The organism is Streptomyces sp. NPDC032745 (assembly GCF_055579465.1).
Window position 1 is genome coordinate 573,623 of the sequence record NZ_JBVING010000004.1, and the last position, 18,563, is coordinate 592,185.

General features: G+C 73.5%; 14 protein-coding genes. 13 read left to right on the forward strand and 1 reads right to left on the reverse strand.

The features are described 5' to 3' along the window. Nucleotides 1–88: 88 nt before the first annotated feature. From ACZ5WG_RS13920 to ACZ5WG_RS13970, 11 genes are all read left to right on the forward strand, one after another. The gene (locus tag ACZ5WG_RS13920) at nucleotides 89–3,316 is read left to right on the forward strand and encodes an FHA domain-containing protein (RefSeq protein ID WP_468723064.1); all 3,228 of its coding nucleotides are present in this window, start codon (nucleotides 89–91) and stop codon (nucleotides 3,314–3,316) included. 124 nt (nucleotides 3,317–3,440) lie between these two features. Next, a complete protein-coding gene (locus ACZ5WG_RS13925) occupies nucleotides 3,441–4,829 on the forward strand; it encodes an ABC transporter substrate-binding protein (protein WP_468722993.1) in 1,389 nt (462 codons plus the stop codon). Nucleotides 4,830–4,926: 97 nt separating this feature from the next. Continuing rightward, nucleotides 4,927–6,180 (forward strand): carbohydrate ABC transporter permease, encoded by a 1,254-nt coding sequence (locus ACZ5WG_RS13930; RefSeq protein ID WP_468723065.1) that lies wholly within the window; start codon nucleotides 4,927–4,929, stop codon nucleotides 6,178–6,180. Then, nucleotides 6,177–7,088 carry a carbohydrate ABC transporter permease gene (locus ACZ5WG_RS13935; RefSeq protein ID WP_468722994.1) on the forward strand — a complete coding sequence of 304 codons (912 nt, stop codon included), beginning with the start codon at nucleotides 6,177–6,179 and terminating at the stop codon, nucleotides 7,086–7,088. The genes ACZ5WG_RS13930 and ACZ5WG_RS13935 overlap by 4 nt, the downstream gene beginning before the upstream one ends. 178 nt (nucleotides 7,089–7,266) lie before the next feature. Then, entirely contained in the window at nucleotides 7,267–9,540 is a 2,274-nt protein-coding gene (locus ACZ5WG_RS13940; RefSeq protein ID WP_468722995.1) for a bifunctional glycosyltransferase/CDP-glycerol:glycerophosphate glycerophosphotransferase, read from the forward strand. A gap of 118 nt (nucleotides 9,541–9,658) precedes the next feature. Then, complete coding sequence (locus ACZ5WG_RS13945; protein WP_468722996.1) at nucleotides 9,659–10,426, forward strand: iron-containing redox enzyme family protein; 768 nt, start codon at nucleotides 9,659–9,661, stop codon at nucleotides 10,424–10,426. A 33-nt stretch (nucleotides 10,427–10,459) separates the two neighbouring features. Continuing rightward, on the forward strand, nucleotides 10,460–11,437 hold the full coding sequence (locus tag ACZ5WG_RS13950) for a 2-hydroxyacid dehydrogenase (protein WP_468722998.1): 978 nt from the start codon (nucleotides 10,460–10,462) through the stop codon (nucleotides 11,435–11,437). A 2-nt stretch (nucleotides 11,438–11,439) separates the two neighbouring features. Further along, entirely contained in the window at nucleotides 11,440–12,594 is a 1,155-nt protein-coding gene (locus ACZ5WG_RS13955) for an NAD(P)/FAD-dependent oxidoreductase (RefSeq protein ID WP_468723000.1), read from the forward strand. A 12-nt stretch (nucleotides 12,595–12,606) separates the two neighbouring features. Further along, complete coding sequence (locus tag ACZ5WG_RS13960; protein WP_468723001.1) at nucleotides 12,607–13,179, forward strand: hypothetical protein; 573 nt, start codon at nucleotides 12,607–12,609, stop codon at nucleotides 13,177–13,179. Between the two features lie 211 nt (nucleotides 13,180–13,390). After that, nucleotides 13,391–14,122, forward strand: a complete 732-nt coding sequence (locus tag ACZ5WG_RS13965) for a hypothetical protein (protein WP_468723002.1) — start codon at nucleotides 13,391–13,393, stop codon at nucleotides 14,120–14,122. Next, a complete protein-coding gene (locus ACZ5WG_RS13970) occupies nucleotides 14,122–15,966 on the forward strand; it encodes an SUMF1/EgtB/PvdO family nonheme iron enzyme (RefSeq protein ID WP_468723003.1) in 1,845 nt (614 codons plus the stop codon). The genes ACZ5WG_RS13965 and ACZ5WG_RS13970 overlap by 1 nt, the downstream gene beginning before the upstream one ends. 43 nt (nucleotides 15,967–16,009) lie before the next feature. Here the strand turns inward: ACZ5WG_RS13970 and ACZ5WG_RS13975 are convergent, their stop codons facing one another. Then, entirely contained in the window at nucleotides 16,010–16,654 is a 645-nt protein-coding gene (locus ACZ5WG_RS13975; protein ID WP_468723005.1) for a TetR/AcrR family transcriptional regulator, read from the reverse strand. A 147-nt stretch (nucleotides 16,655–16,801) separates the two neighbouring features. On the opposite strand from ACZ5WG_RS13975, the gene ACZ5WG_RS13980 reads away from it, so the two are divergent. After that, nucleotides 16,802–17,731 (forward strand): ABC transporter permease, encoded by a 930-nt coding sequence (locus tag ACZ5WG_RS13980; RefSeq protein WP_468723006.1) that lies wholly within the window; start codon nucleotides 16,802–16,804, stop codon nucleotides 17,729–17,731. Beyond that, nucleotides 17,724–18,542: an ABC transporter ATP-binding protein gene (locus ACZ5WG_RS13985; protein ID WP_468723007.1), complete on the forward strand. Its 819-nt coding sequence runs from the start codon at nucleotides 17,724–17,726 to the stop codon at nucleotides 18,540–18,542. The genes ACZ5WG_RS13980 and ACZ5WG_RS13985 overlap by 8 nt, the downstream gene beginning before the upstream one ends. Nucleotides 18,543–18,563 lie beyond the last annotated feature (21 nt).

Here is an 18,563-nt window from a genome sequence, read left to right on the forward strand (position 1 = left end):
GGGTGGGGGGTTGACCGGGCAGGCATGCCCGTCGTACCCCTGCCGGGCGCACGCACCGCGCACCGCGCAGAAGGGACCGCTGACGGCGATGCAGATCCGGCTGACCGTCCTTGGGTCGCGCAGCGGCCACCAGACCGCGCCCGCCGGCTGTGACGTGCTCGTCACCGCGCCCGTGGGCACCGCACTCGCCGCCGTGGCCTCCGGCCTGGCGGCGACCGTCGGCGGGCCCGACACCGGCGGCACGGTGGTGCTGTACGCCGGTACGGAGCGGCTCGACCTCCAGCGTCGGGTGCTCGGGGAGCCGCCGCTCGTGGACGGGGCGGTGCTGGGGCTGCACGCGCCGGTGCCGGACGTCCTGCCGGACGGGACGGACGGCGCGCAGCTGCACGTGGTGGCGGGCCCGGACGCGGGCGGGGTGCACCTGCTGCACCCCGGAGCGATCCGGATCGGGCGCTCGGCCGACGCCGATGTCCCGCTGGACGACCCGGACGTGTCGCGGCTGCACTGCGCGGTGACGGTGATGCCGGACGGGCGGGTGGCGGTGGCCGACCTGGACTCGACGAACGGCACGACGGTGGACGGCGCGGCGGTGGGGGCTCAGCCGGTGGCGCTGCCGCCGGGAGCGCTGCTCCGCATCGGCGAATCGACCCTCCGCCTGGCTCCCGACTCGGCGGCCCCGCTCCCGGTCGTCCCGGACCTGGAGGGCCACCTCTCCCTGGCGGGCACGCCCCGGGACACCCCCGCAGAGCCCGGTCCCGGCACGGGACGGTCCGGCGCGGCCGACTCGGGCACGCACCCCGGCGCCCCCGGCACGGGACGGTCCGGCGAGGCCGGTCCCGGCACCGGGCACCCCGGAGAACCCGGCTCGGGCCGAGAACCCGGCGCGGGCCGGACCGGCGGGCAGGGCGCGCCGGCCGACGGGGGCCGGGCGCCCTCCCGGCCGGGGGCGGCCGGCTCCGCCGCCGCCGGGCAGGGATCCCTCCCACACCCCGCCCCTTCCCGGAACGGGGGCTCCGCCCCCGACCCCTCGGAGCTCCGCCCCGGTCCGGCCGCGGGCCGGTCCGGCGCAGCCGGGGCACCGTACGGCGGCTCCGGCGCCGACCGGGCCCCCGGCGGCCCCTCCGGGGCCGCTTCCGGCACGGGCCTGCACGCCGGCTCACCCGGCGCGGGTGGGGAGTCCGGCGCCGGTGGGCAGAAGGCGGGGCGCAAGCGGGGGATCGGGGCCTGGGCCCGGAAGTGGGTGCGGGGCGAAGAGGGCCCCGCGTACGGGAGTACTGCCGCCGGGCCGGCCGTGGCCGCCGTGCCCGATGCCGATGATCCCGCCGCGCTGCTGCTGGCCGCGCTCGGGCCGACCCGGCGGTTGTGGTCCCGTACCCGGGGGCAGCTCGACGCCGGCCTCGGGGCCGGGAGCCGGATCGCGTTCCAGGACGTCGGCTCGCTCGGCATCGCCGGGCCCCGCGGACGGCTGACCGGGGTCGCCCGGTCCGTCGTCGCCCAGCTCGCCGGGCTGCACGCGCCCGGGGAGCTGGAGATCGTGCTCCTCGCCGCCGACCGGGCGCGCGGCGTCGCCGAGCGGCGCGGCGACTGGGGGTGGCTCGGCTGGCTGCCGCACGTGCGCGCCGCGCACGGCCAGGACTGCCGGCTGCTCCTCGCGTACGACCGCGACCAGGCTGCCGCCCGCACCGGTGAGCTGACCCGGCGCCTCGACGACAGTCCCCTCGGCACCCACTGGGCCGCCGCCGACCCCCACAGCGTCCGCGAAGCCGCGTACGCCCACCAGGGCCCGTACACGCTGCTCGTCGTCGACGGCGATCCCGGCTCCGGGGCGCTGCGCGACATCACCGGCCGGCTCGCCTCGCACGGGCCGGCCGCCGGGATCCACGTCCTCGTGCTCTCCGAGACACCGGCCGCCACGCCCGCCTCCCCGCTCACCGAGACGTACGAGGCCGCCTGCGCGAGCAGCCCCGCCTTCCGGGACTGCGGCGCGGTCGCCCTGCTCAGCGGTGATGTGGCCACGACCGTACGTACGTTCACGGTGACCGGCGGCAAGCCGGCAACGCCCGGCACCACCGCCACCGCCGACGCCGTCTCCGCCGCCTGGGCCGAGCGGTTCGCCCGGGCCCTGGCCCCGCTGCGCGCCGAGCCCTCCCCCGCCGCGCCCCGGCGGGCCTTCGCCGCCGCGCTGCCGAACACCGCCCGGCTGCTGGACGAGCTGGGGCTGGCCCGGGCCACCCCGGCCTCCCTGATGGCCCGTTGGGCCGCCGCCACCGACCAGGGGCAGGAGGTGGGCGGCCGCGCCGAGCTCGTGCTGGGCAGCGGGCGGCGCGGGCCGGTCGGGGCCGAGCTGGTCCAGGACGGGCCGCACCTCCTCGTCGAGGGGCCCGCGGGCAGCGGCCGTACGGAGCTCCTGCGGTCGGTGGCCGCCTCCCTCTCCGCAGCGGCCCGGCCCGACCGGCTGGGCCTCGTCCTGCTGGACGGGGCGGGCGGCGAGCGCGGCGACGGGCTGCAGCCCTGCACCGAACTCCCGCACGTCGCCGCCCACCTCGTCGCCTCCGACCCCGTCCGGATGCGGGAGTTCGCGCAGGCCCTCGGCGCCGAGCTGAAGCGCCGGGCCGAGCTCCTGGACGGGGTCCCGTTCGCCGAGTGGCACGCCCGGCACGAGGTGTCCGACCGGATGGTCTCGCCGCGCCGGCCCAGCCCCGGCGAACTGCTCGGCGACCTCGACCCCCAGCGCACGGGCACGCTCCGGCTGCGCACCGCCGCCCCGCGCACCGACCCGGCCGGGCCGAGCCCGCTGCCCCGTCTGGTGGTGCTGGTGGACGACTTCGACGCGCTGGTCGCGCCGGGGCTCGGCAGTACGGGCCGCCCCGCCGCCGGCTCCGTCGTACGGGCGCTGGACGCGGTGGCCCGCGACGGCGCCCGGCTCGGCGTGCACCTGGTGGCCGCCAGCGCCCGGCCGGACCGTACGGCCGACAGCGAGCTGTCCCGTGCGAACCCGCTCCGCATCGATCTGGACGCCCCCGACCAGCCGGGCCCCGGCCGCGGCCTGCTGCGGTACGCCGACGGGCGGACGGTCCCGTTCCAGGCGGGCCGGGTGACCGGCCGGATCCCGCGGACGGCGACGCAGCGGCCGACCGTGGTGCCGGTGGAGTGGGAGCGGATGGGCGATCCTCCGGCCCGCCGCCCCGTGCGCGAGCTGGGCAACGGCCCGACCGACCTGGCGCTGCTGGCGAGCGCCCTGGACCGGGCTTCGCACCTGGTCTCGGCCATACCCGTGCTGTTCCCGCCGGCGCCTCCGGCCGCCCCGGCGCCGTGAGCCCCGGGCCCAGGACCCTGAGCCCGCGACACGCGGCGACACGGCTGAGGCGGTATTGCGGGGGTGCGCGGCTCGGCGTAGACCTTGTGGGACGAGTCACACCACGGGCATCGGGGGCAGAGCCATGCGCAGGCAGGGAACGAGCCGTACGACGAACCGTAGAAGCAGCCGCGCCGCCGCCTGGACGGCACTCGCGGCCGCGGGCGCGCTCGCGCTGAGCGGGTGCGGGGACGGCGGGGAGAAGAAGGACGGCCCGCCGCAGGGCGGGGCGGCGCCCACGGCCGGGCAGCGGGTGGAATTACCGAAGCTGAACGGCGAGAAGCTGGAGGTCGCGGCGGTCTGGACGGGGCCGGAGCAGGCGAACTTCACGAAGGTCCTGAAGGAGTTCGAGAAGCGGACGGGTGCCACGGTCACCTTCGTCCCGGCCCAGGACCCGATCGTCACCTTCCTCGGCACGAAGATCGCGGGCGGCCAGCCGCCGGACGTGGCGCTGCTGCCGCAGGTCGGGGCCCTGGTGTCGGCGGTGCAGAACAAGTGGGTGCAGCCGGTCGGCCCGGAGGCCAAGGCGCAGCTCGACAAGAACTACTCGGACGGCTGGAAGAAGCTGGGCGCGGTCGACGGCACCCAGTACGGGGTGTACTACAAGGCCGCCAACAAGTCGCTGGTCTGGTACAACGCGAAGGCCTTCGAGGCGGCGGGCGTGCAGCCCCCGAAGACCTGGAAGGAGCTGCTGACCGCGGCCGACACTCTGTCCGCGTCCGGTACCCCGGCCGTCTCGGTGGCCGGTGCGGACGGCTGGACCCTGACGGACTGGTTCGAGAACGTCTACCTCTCGCAGGCGGGCCCGCAGAAGTACGACCAGCTCTCCAAGCACCAGATCAAGTGGACGGACGACAGCGTCAAGCAGGCGCTGACCACCCTCGGGGAGCTGTTCGGGCGCAAGGACTTCCTGGCGGGCGGCCCGAGCGGTGCGCTGGCCACGGAGTTCCCGAAGTCGGTGACGCAGACCTTCACCGGGGGCGACCGGCCGGCGGCCGCGATGGTCTACGAGGGCGACTTCGTGGCGGTGAACATCGGGCAGACCGAGGCGAAGGTGGGCAAGGACGCCCTCGTCTTCCCGTTCCCGGCGGTCGGCGACAAGGCGCCGGTGGTCTCGGGCGGCGACGTCGCGGTCGCGCTGAAGCCGTCGGCCGGGGCGCAGGCGCTGCTGACGTTCCTGGCCTCCCCGGACGCGGCGGAGATCCAGGCCCGTGAGGGCGGCTTCGTCTCCCCGAACAAGTCGGTCGACCTGAAGGCCTATCCGAACGACATCCAGCGGAACATCGCCAAGGCCCTGATCGCGGCGGGCGACGACTTCCGCTTCGACATGTCGGACCAGGCCCCGGCGGCGTTCGGCGGGACCCCGGGCGCGGGCGAGTGGAAGGCACTGCAGGACTTCCTGGCGAACCCGTCGGACGTGGCGGGCATCCAGGCCAGACTGGAGGCGGACGCGGCCAAGGCCTACGGGAACTGATCCCGTGCCGGCCACGGGATCGGCGGCCGCCACGGCCGGCTCTCGTTCACGGTCCGCGGAGGCCCGGCGCCGCCGCCTCGTCGCGGCGGCGTTCCTCCTGCCCGCCCTGGTGCTGCTCGGCGCGCTCGTCGTGCACCCGATCGGCTACTCGCTCTACCGCAGCTTCTTCGACCGTTCGGGCGACACGTTCGTGGGCGGCGGCAACTACCGGGAGATCCTGCACGACGACACGATCCGCACGGCCCTGAAGAACACGGCCCTGTGGGTGGTGCTGGCGCCGACCACGGCCACCGCCCTCGGCCTGATCTTCGCGGTGCTCACCGAACGGGTGCGCTGGGGCACGGCGTTCAAGCTGCTCGTCTTCATGCCGATGGCGATCTCGATGCTGGCGGCGGGCATCATCTTCCGGCTCGTGTACGACCACGACCCCGACCGGGGCGTCGCGAACGCGGTCTGGGTCGGGGTGCACGACACGTTCGCGGAGTCCTCGGCCTTCCCGAAGGCCCGCCCAGGCCGCGACTCCCCGCTGGTCCCGGCCACGGGGCCCGCCGCGGGCGGCTTCACGACCCGGGATCCCGTACGGGCGGGCGTACCGGTGCTGCTCCCGCTGGTCGGCGTGGCCCCGGAGGACCTGCCCGAGGGGACCCGTACGGCCCGGGCCGCGCCCGCCGAGCCCGGCAAGGTCACCGGGACGGCCTGGCAGGACTTCACCCGGGGCGGCGGCGGCCGGACGAACGCGGTCGACCCGGCCGAGTCCGGGTTCGCGGGGATACGGGTCGAGGCGGTCAAGGACGGCAAGGTGGTCGACTCGGCGACGGCCCGCGCCGACGGCACCTTCACCCTGTCCGCGAAGGCCGACGGGGCGCTGCTGCGGCTGCCCGCGTCGAACTTCCAGGAGGCGTACGCGGGGGTGGAGTGGCTCGGCCCGACGCTGGTGACCCCGGCGGTGATCGGGGCGTACGTCTGGATGTGGGCCGGTTTCGCGATGGTGCTGATCGCGGCCGGGCTGGCCGCCGTACCGCGGGAGCTGCTGGAGGCGGCACGGGTGGACGGGGCGAACGAGTGGCAGGTGTTCCGCCGGGTCACGGTGCCGCTGCTGGCGCCCGTGCTGGCGGTCGTCCTCGTCACCCTCGTCATCAACGTGATGAAGATCTTCGACCTGGTCTTCGTGATCGCTCCGGGCTCGGTGCAGGACGACGCGAACGTCCTGGCCCTCCAGCTGTACCGCACCTCCTTCGGCACCGACGCCGATCCGGGGCTGGGCAGCGCCATCGCCGTACTGCTGCTGGCGCTGGTGGTCCCGGTCATGCTCTACAACATCCGCAGGCTGCGGAAGGAGGGTTCCCGATGAGCGCCTCCGCCCAGGCCGGCCCGGGAGCACGTGCCGGTGCCCGCCCCGTTCCCCGCGCCGGTGCGCGGGCCGGCCGGCTCGCGGCCGGCGCGGCGGCGGGGGCCGTCCGCGTGTTCCTGGTGCTGGCCGCGCTGTTCTGGCTGGTGCCCACCCTCGGGCTGCTGGTCTCCTCCCTCCTCTCCCCCACCGACCTGAACAAGGGCGGCTGGTGGCAGGCGCTGACCGCGCCGACGCGGCTGACGGCCGACAACTACGCGCACCTGCTGGCCAACGACACCATCACGAGTGCCCTGCTCAGCACGGTGGCCATCGCCGTCCCGGCGACGCTGCTCGTGCTCGCGCTGGGCTCGTTCGCCGGATACGCCTTCGCCTGGCTGGAGTTCCCGGGCCGGGACTGGCTGTTCCTGATCGTGGTGGGGCTGCTGGTCGTCCCCGTACAGGTGGCGCTGATCCCGGTCTCGGAACTCTTCGGCGCGATCGGGCTGTTCGAGACCACGGCCGGGGTGGTCCTGTTCCACACCGCGTTCGGGCTGCCGTTCGCGATCTTCCTGCTGCGCAACTTCTTCGCGCAGATCCCGCGCGAGCTGCTGGAGGCGGCCCGCCTCGACGGCGCGGGCGAACTGCGGCTGTTCGCCCGGGTGGTGCTGCCGCTGGGCGGGCCCGCGATCGCCTCGCTCGGCATCTTCCAGTTCCTGTGGGTGTGGAACGACATGCTGGTCGCGCTGGTCTTCGCGGACTCGGCCAATCCTCCGATCACGGTCGCCCTCCAGCAGCAGGTCCGGCAGTTCGGCAACAACATCGACGTGCTGGCGCCCGGCGCGTTCCTGTCGATGGTGGTGCCGCTCGTGGTGTTCTTCGCCTTCCAGCGGCAGTTCGTCTCGGGGGTGATGGCGGGAGCGGTCAAGTAACTCCCACAGCCTCGTTGACGTGCGGCGTTGACGCTCGGTAACCCGAATGCCACACGCCGCGTAACCCGATCGCCACGCCGGGGGTTCCCCGGGGGCACTCCCCCAGCCTCCGGCCGGGGGGACCCCCACCCAGCAGTGGCTGGGGGGCAACATGCCCGCGCCGACCCCTGGATGTGCCGTGCCCCGGTTCAGCGTCATCGTGCCCGCGTACAAGGTTCAGGCGTACCTCCAGGAGAGCCTGGACTCGGTCCTGTCCCAGTCGTACCCGGATCTGGAACTGATCGCGGTGGACGACGCCTCCCCGGACGCCTGCGGCTCGATCATCGACGAGTACGCGGCGCGGGACCCCCGGGTGACCGCCGTGCACCTGGCGCACAACCTGGGCCTGGGCCCGGCCCGCAACGCGGGCCTGGCCCGGGCGACCGGCGACTACCTGCTCTTCCTCGACGGGGACGACACCCTCGCCCCGGGCGCCCTGCAGGCCATCACCGACCGGCTCAAGGACACCGGCTCCCCGGACGTCCTCGTGTACGACTACGCGCGCACCTTCTGGACCGGGGAGCTGGTCCGCAACCGTCTCGCGGCCCGGCTGTCCGAGGAGGGCCCGGCCAGCTTCCGGCTCGCGGACCGCCCGGCCCTGCTCGGCATGCTGATGGTCGTCTGGAACAAGGCCTACCGCCGCGAGTACGTGGAGCGCGAGGGCCTGGAGTTCCCGCCCGGGTTCTACGAGGACGCCCCCTGGACCTACCCGGCGCTGCTGGCCGCCGAGTCCCTCGCCGTCCTGGACCAGGTGTGCGTGCACTACCGCCAGCGGCGCACCGGCTCGATCCTGACCACCAGCAGCCACCGCCACCTGGAGATCTTCGACCAGTACGACCGGGTCTTCGGGTTCCTCGCCGGCCGCCCCGAGCTGGAGCGCTGGCGTCCCACCGTGCACCGGCGGATGGCCGAGCACTTCTGCGCCCTGTACGCCGACCCGCGCCGCCTCCCGCGTACGAGCCGCGCCGAGTTCTTCCACCGGGCCTCCGGGCTGCTGCGCCGCTACCGGGCCGCCGGCTCGCCGCCGCCGTCCCTGTCGCGCACCGACCGGATCCGGCACACCCTGATGCGGTTCGGGGTGCGCCGGACGTACCGCGTGCTGTCGCTGCTCCGCTCGGCCGCGCTGGCGGCGGGGCGTGCGGGGGTGTCGCTGTGGCGGGGCCTGCGCGAGAGCGCGCTGCGCCTGCACTACCGCGTCCAGCGGCTGCTGCCGCTGCGCCCCGAGCTGGCGGTCTTCTCCGCGTACTGGCACGGCGGCTACGCCTGCAACCCGGCGGCCGTCGAGGCCAAGCTGCGCGAGCTCGCGCCCCGGATGCGGACGGCGTGGATCTGCGACCCGCAGCACGCGGCGACGCTCCCGCCGCAGACGGCGATGCTCCGCCCGGGCTCCGCGGCGTACTGGACGGCGCTCGCCAGGGCCACGTACCTCACCACGAACGTCAACTTCGACCGCGCCCTGGTCAAACGGCCGGGCCAGGTGCTGCTGCAGACCCAGCACGGCACCCCGCTCAAGCGGGTCGGCCTGGACCTCCAGGACCGGCCGGCGGCCACCCCCACCACGGATTTCGCGGGTCTGCTGCGCGGCGCGGACCAGTGGGACTACCTGCTCTCCGCGAACCGGCACTCCACCCTGGTGTGGGAGAAGGCGATCCCCTCCTCGTACGCCACGCTCGAGTACGGCTACCCGCGCAACGACGCCTTCCACCGGGCCACCCTGGACGACGTCCTGGCGCTGCGTGAACGCCTCGGCATCCCGGCGGGCTCGACGGCGGTCCTGTACGCGCCGACCCACCGCGACTACCGGCGCAGCCGGCCCGAACACCTCGACTTCGAGCGGGTGCTGCGCGATCTGGGCCCGCGCTTCACGATCCTGACCCGTACGCACCTGACGTACGCGGACGCACCCGGCCGGCCGGTGCGCCACCCGCGCCTGGTCGACGTCTCCGCGCACCCGTCGGTGGAGGAGCTCTGCCTGGCCTCGGACGCGCTGGTGACGGACTACTCGTCCCTGATGTTCGACTACGCGGCGCTGGACCGGCCGATCGTGATCCACGCGGACGACTGGGAGGCGTACGAGGCCGCCCGCGGCACCTACTTCGACCTGCGGTCGTGCCCGCCGGGAGCGATCGCCCGGACCGAGGACGAGCTGGTGGACATCTTCGCCACCGGCCACTGGCAAGGCTCGCGTTCGGCGCAGCTGCGGGCGGCGTTCCGCTCGCGGTTCTGCTCGTACGACGACGGCCACGCGGCCGAGCGCGTCGTCCGCCGCGTCTTCCTGGGCCAGCCGGCCGCGGTCCCGCCGGTCGTTCCGCTCGCGGAGCGCCGCCCCGCTCCGACGGCCCCGTCCTGCGCCCCGTCAGCCACCCCGGAACCCACACTGGCACCGCTGACAACTCCCGGTCTCCGGCCGTAGCCGTCCCGTTCTTCCGTTCCGATTAATCCGCCCGCGAACCGGCTTCTTCTGGGCCACTATGGGAGCGCCTTGCTTGTGTGTTGACCGTCGGGCGTCCCAACACGGAAGAGGTATCACCATGGCGTTGACCGGACCGTGGAACGCGGAGTTAGCCAGCCAACTCGTGGAATCGAACTTCGTTCAATGGCAGTACGGTGCACGTTTCCTGCCCACCGCGTCCGTCCCGCTGCACCCGGTGGTCGAGGAGGCGAGCCGGCTGGTCCCCGGGAGCGGGGTCGAGCGGCATCCGTTCTTCGCCCTGGCCGGGGCGTCGCGGCCGGCCCTGGAGTTCTGGGTCGCGCAGGAGCTGTTCGTCACCGGGGTGTTCGCGCAGCTGCTCGGCCTCACGTCGAGCGCGCTGGTCAACGTTCACCAACGGGCCCGTTTCAACCTGGTGTTGCAGGGGGAGCACGGAGGCGTGAAGGACGGGGTCGCACGGGCGTCGCACCCGTGGCTGCTGCACAAGCTGGCGCACAGCATGGGCATCGCGCCCGACTCCGTCACACCGGCCGAACCGACCTACGAGTTCCTGCGGGACCTGGCGTCCTCCATGAGCTCCCCGATCAGCGCGCTGGGCGCGCTCGGAGTGGGAAACGAGCAGATGCTGGTCCCCGAATACGGGGCCGTCAAAAGCGCTTTCGAAAGCGCGGCGCCGGACGTGGACCACGGCAATTTCCTGAACGCCAACATCTATGAGGATACGGAACACTCGGCGCTCATCGCGCATATAGCATCCGAGCTGATCGCGCACGATCCGTCACTGGCCGAGGACTACTTGGCGGCCGCCCGCAGCTCTGTCACCGCGCGGATGCGGTATTACGACAGGTTGGCCGATCTCTTCACATGACCATCAGTCACTATCCGACGTTTGGGGTATCGCGTGGCCGATCTGGGAAAGATCCTCGTAACGGGCAGCAGCGTGGCGCAGAAGCACCTCGACCACCTGTCCGAGTCCGGCTTCCGGGTGCACTCGGTCCCGGGCCTGCTCAGCGAGGACGAGCTGGGCACGGAGCTGGAATCGTGCACCGCCTATCTGCTGGGCGGGGATGAGTTCGCCTCCCGCGCGGCGCTCACCCGCGCCAAGTCGCTGAAGGTCGTCGGCTTCCTCGGGGTGGGCTACCAGTCCTTCGTCGACGCCGACGCCGCCGCCGAGCTCGGCATCGCCGTCACGAACACCCCCGGGACGCTCACCAACAGCGTCGCCGAGTTCACGGTGGGCCTGCTCCTCGCCCAGCGCCGGCAGATCCCCTCGTACGCCGACGACTTCCGCTCCGGGCGCTCCGGAGGCGAGGAGAAGCAGCACGACCTCGCCGGACACCGGCTCGGCATCATCGGGCTGGGCGCGATCGGCACCCGCATCGCCGAGATCGGCGCGCTGGGCCTGGCGACGGAGACGGCGTACTACTCCCGGACCCGCAAGCCCGAGGTCGAGGAGCGCCTGGGCATCGCGTACAAGGACCTGCCGAGCCTGCTGTCCTGGGCCGAGAACGTGGTCGTCATGGTGCCGGACACGCCGGAGACGCGCGGCATGATCGGCGTGGACGAGGTCGCCCTGCTGCCGGCCGGCGGGATCACCCTCGTCAACACGGCGCGGCCGTCCGTGGTCAGCCCGGCGGCGCTGCTCCAGGGCCTGAAGAGCGGGCGCATCCACACGGCGGCGTTCGACGGCTTCTACGACTCGGACGTCCCCGAGACGGCGGAGCTGCTGGCGCTGCCCGCATCGAAGCTGCTGGTCACCGGGCACATCGGGTCGCTGACCCATGACGCCCGCGATGCGATGGCCGTCAAGTGCATCCAGTCCATCGTCAACGTGGTGACGGGAGAACAGGACTCCTACGTCGTCAACCGGAGCAGCTGAGCATGGGCTCCACACTCGTCGTCGTCGGAGCGGGCGTCATAGGCTGCGCGGTCGCCGCCGCGGCGAGCGACCTCTTCGACAAGGTCGTGCTCCTGGACGCCCGGCCGGACACCGGGCTGGCGGCGAGCTGGGCGGCCATCGGCGGCATCACACCGCAGAGCGACGACTTCTGCCGCGGCCCGCTGCGGCAGTTCGCCGAAGCGAGCCGGCGGATGTACCCGCAGTGGCTCGCCGGACTGGAGGCCGGATCCGGGATCAAGGTGCCGTTCCTGGACTCCGGGCTCCTCCAGGTGGCCCTGGACCCCGCGGAGCAGCAGCGGGTCCACGAGCAGCTGGTCCCCCAGTGGGTGGAGCAGGGCTTCCGGGTCGAGCAGCTCGATGCACGGACCACGGCGCACGCCGAGCCGCTGCTGTCGCCGGCCGTGCTGTCGGCCGTACGGCTGCCCGGCGAGGGGGCCCTGGAGCCGCGGGTGCTGATGTCCGCCCTGCGCGAGGTACTGCGCAGGGACCCGCGGATCGAGGTCGTGGCCCGGGCCCGGGTGCAAGCCGTCACGCCGGGCGCGCAGGGGGTCGAGGTGCTGCTGGAGGGCGGTGACGTCGTCCGGGGGGACCGGTGCGTGGTGGCCGCGGGGGCGTGGAGCTCCGAGCTCGTGCCCACCCGGCCCGGCGGGCAGTTCCCCGTACGGGGCCAGGCCGCCGAGCTGGTGGTGCCGGGCGGCGGGGGCTACCCGCTGCGCCACCACGTGTACTGCAAGGTCGCCGTGGACGACACCACGGTCTCGTCGTACGTGGTCCCGCGCCACGACGGCCGGGTGGTGGTCGGCGTGACGTACGACCAGGGCCGCTGGGACGAGGAGCCGGAGGACCATGCGACCGAGCGGCTGCTGGCCGCGCTGCAGCTGGTGGTGCCGGCCTCGCGGGACTGGAGGCTGACCGGTTCCTGGGCCGGGATCCGGCCCGGGACGGCCGACGGCTACCCGCTGGTGGGGAACGCCGACTCCGACGGCAGGGTCGTCATGGCGACCGGGCACTTCGGCGTCGGGATCACTCTCGCCCCGATCACGGCGGCTCTGGTACGGAGCATCCTGTCCGGGGCCACGCTGACGGCAGGCCAGGCGGATGCCCTGCGTGTGATGGACCCGCGGCGATTCCTGTGAGGTGCGTACCGAGTGGCGGCAGCAGACCTGAAGGTCATATGGCGTAGCGGGGCGATGCGCTGGGGGCTCCTGGCCGCGGTGGTCCTGCTCCTGTCCCTTCCGCTGTGGGGGCTCCGGCCGTACGGCGAGCAGTTCGACCACGATGCGGCGGGGACTTGGGGGGACTGGGTCAGCGGGGTGGGCCAGGTCGGTGCGGTCACGGCCGCGGTCGGCACCGTCCTGCGCTCCGAGAACCGGGATCGCAGGAGGCAGCGCACCGCCGCGGCCGCGTGGATGACGGTGCTGTCGGACGGCGGTCAGCCGTACTGGGCGGTGCAGGTGGAGAACTCCACCTCCCTGCCGGTGTTCCGGTGGCGGGCGGACAGCCCGGACGGATCGGTGCACCTGTGCCACGAGGACCTCGGGCCGCTGGTCCCCGGCCGGTCGGACTACGAGGTCCCGCTGGCCGTGCAGCCGGACCAGAGCCGGGCGCTCCCGCTGAAGTTCGTATTCGTAGACAGTGATGGACGGTTCTGGAGCCGGTCGGAGCTGGGGGGCATCACCGCCGTCCCCGAGCCCGCGTCATGGCATCCGGCCGGCCCGTGATGGGTGAGGTGATATGACCCCTGAAGAAGGCTCCGGCCCGCAGGGCGCACGCCCGGCGATCCGTCGGATCAACCCGCAGGCGCCCCGCGGGACGGGAGAGCGCGTCCCGGACCAGCCGGGGCCGGCCGGTCCGGGGCCGACCGGTCCGGCTGCACCGGACCCGGCTCCGGCGCCGGCTCCTGCCCCGGCCCCGGAGCCGCGGGAGCTTCCCGTGGAACTGGTCCACTACCTGGGCGCGCTGCGCGCCCTGTCGGCGACCGGCCAGGAGGGCGGGGACGCCGTCGCCTTCCCCGACCGTCCGCTGGACGCGGTCTGGATCCCCCGGGAGGTGCGGGAGATCGACGCCCTGGCCCGGACCGCCCCGCCGGGCGACGAGGACACACCGGGCCTGCCCCTCGACGGCATCGTCCTGCACGGCGCGGGCCGCTCCGTGGTGCTCATCGGGCCGCCGTGCTCCGGGCGCACCTCGATCTGCACGCGCTACGCCTCGCTGCTCGCGGAACGGGCGCTGGACGGCGACGCGGAGGCGCCCGTACCGCTGCTCGTCAACGCCCTCGACGTGCCCGCGCAGGGCGACTTCGCGGCGACCGCCGAGGCCATCACGGACGCCGCCGTGACCCGTTCGGGCATCGGGGTCTACGGCGGCACCGCACGCACCCTGCTGCGGGGCTCGCTCGACCGGGCGTTCCTCTTCGTGGACGGCGTGGAGGACGTGCCCCTGCACGGCCACGAGAGCTCCGACAACTGGTCGCCGCGCACCGTCCTGCAGACCCTGGCGCAGCTCCACGTGCACTACCGGAATCTGCGCGTCCTGGTGACCATCTCGGATTCGAGCTGGTTCTCCGCCGAGTGCGGGAGGGCGCGCGACGTCAGCGCCTACTTCCTTCGGCCGCCCAAGCAGCGCGACCTCGAGAACTACATCACCGGATGGTTCACCGCCTGATGACCCCTCACGAAGGAAAGCTCTCGGAGCGGCTCATCGCCGCGATCCGGGGCGACAGCGCTCTCGCCTCGGCCGCGCGCGTCCCGTACCTGCTACACCTCCTGGTCGTCTCCACGGAGCGCAACCACGAGGTCCCCACGTCCGTCGGGCACTTCTGCCGGCTGGCCTCGGAGGAGTTCCTGCACAAGCGTCCCCGCAGGCGCGCCGCGGCCGCTGCGGAGCCGTGCCTCCTGCGGCCCGGCTACGACACGGAGATCCAGCGGATCATCGAGGAAGTCGGCTTCTCCATCACCTCGTTGAGATCCGCGCAGCCCGGGGCGAACTCCATCTCCGCGGCGGCCGTCCACGAGCCGATCCTGCGGGCGCTGGGCGAGGAGCGCGAGTTCCTCGACGCGTATCCGGCCGTGGTCGACTACGTGCAGTTCCTCAGGAAGGGCCACGGCATACTCGCGGTCGACACGGCCACCCAGCTCTCCTTCAGGGAGAACCTCTTCCGCGACTACTTCGCCGGCTGCGCGCTGGCACGCCGGGACTCGGAGACCATCGTCGGCCTGTGCCGCCATCCCATCTGGCACGCCCCGCTGCGCTACTGGGCCAGCGCCCAGACCACGGCCGAGGGGCACCGCCTGGTCACCGGCACGGCGGCCGAGCTGGCGGGCTCCGCGGAGGAGGCCGGGGACGAGGGGCTGCCGCTGTGGCTGCTCGCCGGCGAGCTGCTCGTGATCCTCGCGGCGGCCCGGCCGAACGCGGAGCCGTCCGGGCTCGTACGGCAGCTGCGGCGCTCGGTCTCGGACTCCGTCGCCGCCGCCCGCGGGGACCGGGGGCAGGATCTGGAGACCCGGGCGCGCGCGGCCACCGTGCAGGCGCAGCTCAATCCGTCCACGTGGGAGGAGAGATCGCGCTCGTTCCTCGCCCGCAGTTGCGTCATACCGGCGGGCGAGTACCCCATCGGCTCCACGACCCCGCTCAACTCGCAGGACGACAAGTACCGGCACATCGACTGGTTCCCGCAGCGCACCGAGACCATCGGCTCCTTCCGGATCTCCACGCTGCCCGTCACCAACCGGGACTACGCGCAGTTCGTCGCCTCGGGCGGGTACCGGGACCTCGACTGCTGGCCGGACGGACCGGCGCGGCTGTGGGTCAGACACGACCCGTCGTTCATCGACGCGCCGGACGGACCGCGCGCCGGGTCGACGGACACCCAGCGGATCCATCTGAGCAAGGAGATGCGGGAGGGCATCGTCGACGAGGAGTCCCTCCAGGAGTACGTGGACCAGCTGCTGCTGCGCCAGGTGCCGCTCTACTGGTGGGACCCCCGCTACAACCAGCCCACCCAGCCGGTCGTCGGGGTCAACTGGTGGGAGGCACTGGCGTACTGCCGCTGGCTGACGAAGCGGCTGCGCGAGCGGAACGTGCTGGACGAGCACAGCTACGCGGACATCCCCACCGAGGCCGAATGGGAGTGCTCCGGCCCGGGCCGGCCGGCGTCCGACCCCTATCCGTGGGGGACCGAGTGGCAGGAGGGCATGGCCCACGTCCGCACGGGGCAGGGCTGGACCCAGCGCTCCGTGCCCGTGGGCATCTTCCCCTGGGCGGCCCGGGAGGGCGGACCCCAGGACATGATCGGCAACGTGTGGGAGTGGACGCGGTCCCTGGCCTGGTCGTACGACGACACCCGGCCCGGCCGTGAGGACCTGCGGGCCCCGGGCGACCGCATCGTCCGCGGGGGCTCCTGGTTCTCCCGCGAACAGCGCGCCCGCATGATCCAGTTCCGCTCGTACGACCCGCCCCAGAACGCCTACGTGGACCTGGGCTTCCGCGTGGCGTTCTACACCCGCTGAGCGAGGCCGCTCAACCCGGCCTCGGCGGCCCCTGTCGTCCGCGTCAGGACGCGGACGACGTGGCCGTCAGGCCCGCCACCACGGATCGGGCCAGGTCGTCCAGGTACTCCGCCGGCACGGCGTCGCGTACGACCACCTGCCGCCAGTAGAGCGGGCCGATCGCCAGGTCCAGCGCCCGGCCCGGGTCCGTTCCCGCCGCGAGTTCGCCCCGGGCCACCGCCTCCGACACGATCCCCTCGGCCATCCGGCGCTCCCCCTCCAGCAGGGCGCCGCGCACCGCGTCCGCGATCTCCGGGTTGCGGGCCGCCTCGACCAGCAGGTCCGGGATCACCGCCGAGGCGACCGGGTGCCGCAGCACGTGCGACATCACCTCGAGCAGGGCCCGTACGTCCCCGTACAGCGATCCCGTCGCCGGCACCGGCAGGCCGTCCACCGCGAAGGCGCCCACCAGGTCCAGCACCAGGTGCAGCTTCGACTTCCAGCGCCGGTAGACGGCCGTCTTGCCGACGCCCGCGCGCCGGGCGATCCCCTCGATGGACATCCGCGAGAACCCGACCGCGGCCAGTTCGTCCAGTACCGCGGCCCGGATCGCCTCGGTCACGTCCTCGCGCAGGACGGCGGCCCCGGCGGGGGCGCGGCGGGCGGGAGCAGGGGCGGGGGCGGCGCCGGCGGCGGGGTCGGTGGTCATGCACAGAGCATAGCCGGGTACGCCGGGACCAGCCCGTCACGACGATACGGTTGCGTTCCGACGCAACGGCCCCTAACCTCGCCGTAGCGACGATACGGAACCGTCCCATCGGCAGCCGACGCCCCGACCCCGTCGAAAGCGACCCTCGTGACCCCCGTGACCGAGACCACCCCGCCCGCCGCGCCCGCTGCGGCTGCGGCCGCCACGCCCGCCTCGCTCGCAGAACTGGCGGCGGCCCACGGCCTGACCCTCAGCGGCGCCCGCCCCCCGCTCCCGAGCTACGTGCGCCAGCTCTGGGGCCGCCGCCACTTCGTGACCGCGTACGCCACCGCCCGGATGCACGCCACGTACAGCACGGCCAGACTCGGCCAGGTCTGGCACCTGGTGACCCCGCTGCTCAACGCGGCCGTCTACTACTTCATCTTCGGCATCGTCATGAACGCCAGCCACGGCGTGCCGGACTACATCCCGTTCCTGATCACCGGCGTCTTCGTCTGGGACTTCATCGGCAGCTCCATCAACGCCTCGACCCGCGCCGTGCACAGCAACCTCGGCCTGGTCCGCGCCCTGCACTTCCCGCGCGCCAGCCTGCCGCTGTCCACCGTCGTCCAGCTCTTCCAGCAGCTGCTCGTCACCATGGGCGCCCTCGTCCTGCTCCTGCTCGCCTGCGGCCAGACACCGACCCCCAGGTGGCTGCTGGCCGCGCCCACCCTGCTCCTGATGGCCGTCTTCTGCGCCGGCGTCGCCATGGTCATGGCCCGCATCGGCAGCAAGAGCCCGGACGTCAGCCAGCTGATGCCGTTCGTCCTGCGCACGTGGATGTACTCCTCCGGGGTCATGTGGTCGATCGACCAGATGCTCCGGAAGGACCACTTCGCGCACTGGGTCACCGTCGTGCTCAAGACCAACCCGGCGGCCGTCTACATCGACCTGATGCGCTACGCGCTGATCGACAGCTTCGACCCGCACGCGCTCCCGCACCACGTATGGGCGATCGCCGTCGGCTGGGCCCTGCTCGCGGGCGTCGGCGGATTCATCTACTTCTGGAAGGCTGAGGAGGAGTACGGCCGTGGCTGACACCGCAACCGCACCCGCACACCGCGCACCGTCCGTGGCGGCGCCCGACACCCGCGTGCCCACCGTCATCGCCGACGAGGTCCACGTCGTCTACAAGGTGCACGGGGCCGGCGCCCGCAAGGGCGGCGCCACCGCCGCCCTCAGCCGGATCTTCTCCCGCAAGCCCGCCCCGGGCATCCGCGAGGTGCACGCCGTCAAGGGCGTCAGCTTCGTCGCGTACAAGGGCGAGGCCATCGGCCTGATCGGCTCCAACGGCTCGGGCAAGTCCACGCTGCTGTCCGCGATCGCCGGCCTCCAGCCCGTGGCGCGCGGCAGGATCTACTCCCACGGCCAGCCCTCGCTCCTCGGCGTGAACGCCGCCCTGATGAACGACCTCACCGGCGAGCGCAACGTGGTCCTCGGCGGCCTCGCGATGGGCATGTCCAGGCAGCAGGTCCGCGAGCGCTACCAGGGCATCGTCGACTTCTCCGGCATCAACGAGAAGGGCGACTTCATCTCCCTGCCCATGCGCACCTACTCCTCCGGGATGGGCGCCCGGCTGCGCTTCTCCATCGCCGCCGCCAAGGACCACGACGTCCTGATGATCGACGAGGCCCTCGCCACCGGCGACGCCGCCTTCCAGCGCCGCAGCCAGGCCCGCATCGAGGAGCTCCGCGAGCACGCCGGCACCGTCTTCCTCGTCAGCCACGGCATCGGCACGGTCCGCGAGACCTGCGACCGGGCGATCTGGCTGGAGGCCGGCGTCCTGCGCATGGACGGCCCCTCCGCCGAGGTCTGCGACGCGTACGAGGAGTTCACCTCGGGCCGCTGAAGCCCGGACCGTCCTACGGGA

What these genes read in the sequence shown, in the direction of transcription:
- ACZ5WG_RS13920 (WP_468723064.1), top strand. Translation starts at nt 89, where the DNA reads ATGCAGATCCGGCTGACCGTCCTTGGGTCGCGCAGCGGCCACCAGACC.
- ACZ5WG_RS13925 (WP_468722993.1), top strand. Translation starts at nt 3,441, where the DNA reads ATGCGCAGGCAGGGAACGAGCCGTACGACGAACCGTAGAAGCAGCCGC.
- ACZ5WG_RS13935 (WP_468722994.1), top strand. Translation starts at nt 6,177, where the DNA reads ATGAGCGCCTCCGCCCAGGCCGGCCCGGGAGCACGTGCCGGTGCCCGC.
- ACZ5WG_RS13945 (WP_468722996.1), top strand. Translation starts at nt 9,659, where the DNA reads ATGGCGTTGACCGGACCGTGGAACGCGGAGTTAGCCAGCCAACTCGTG.
- ACZ5WG_RS13955 (WP_468723000.1), top strand. Translation starts at nt 11,440, where the DNA reads ATGGGCTCCACACTCGTCGTCGTCGGAGCGGGCGTCATAGGCTGCGCG.
- ACZ5WG_RS13970 (WP_468723003.1), top strand. Translation starts at nt 14,122, where the DNA reads ATGACCCCTCACGAAGGAAAGCTCTCGGAGCGGCTCATCGCCGCGATC.
- ACZ5WG_RS13975 (WP_468723005.1), bottom strand. Translation starts at nt 16,654, where the DNA reads ATGACCACCGACCCCGCCGCCGGCGCCGCCCCCGCCCCTGCTCCCGCC.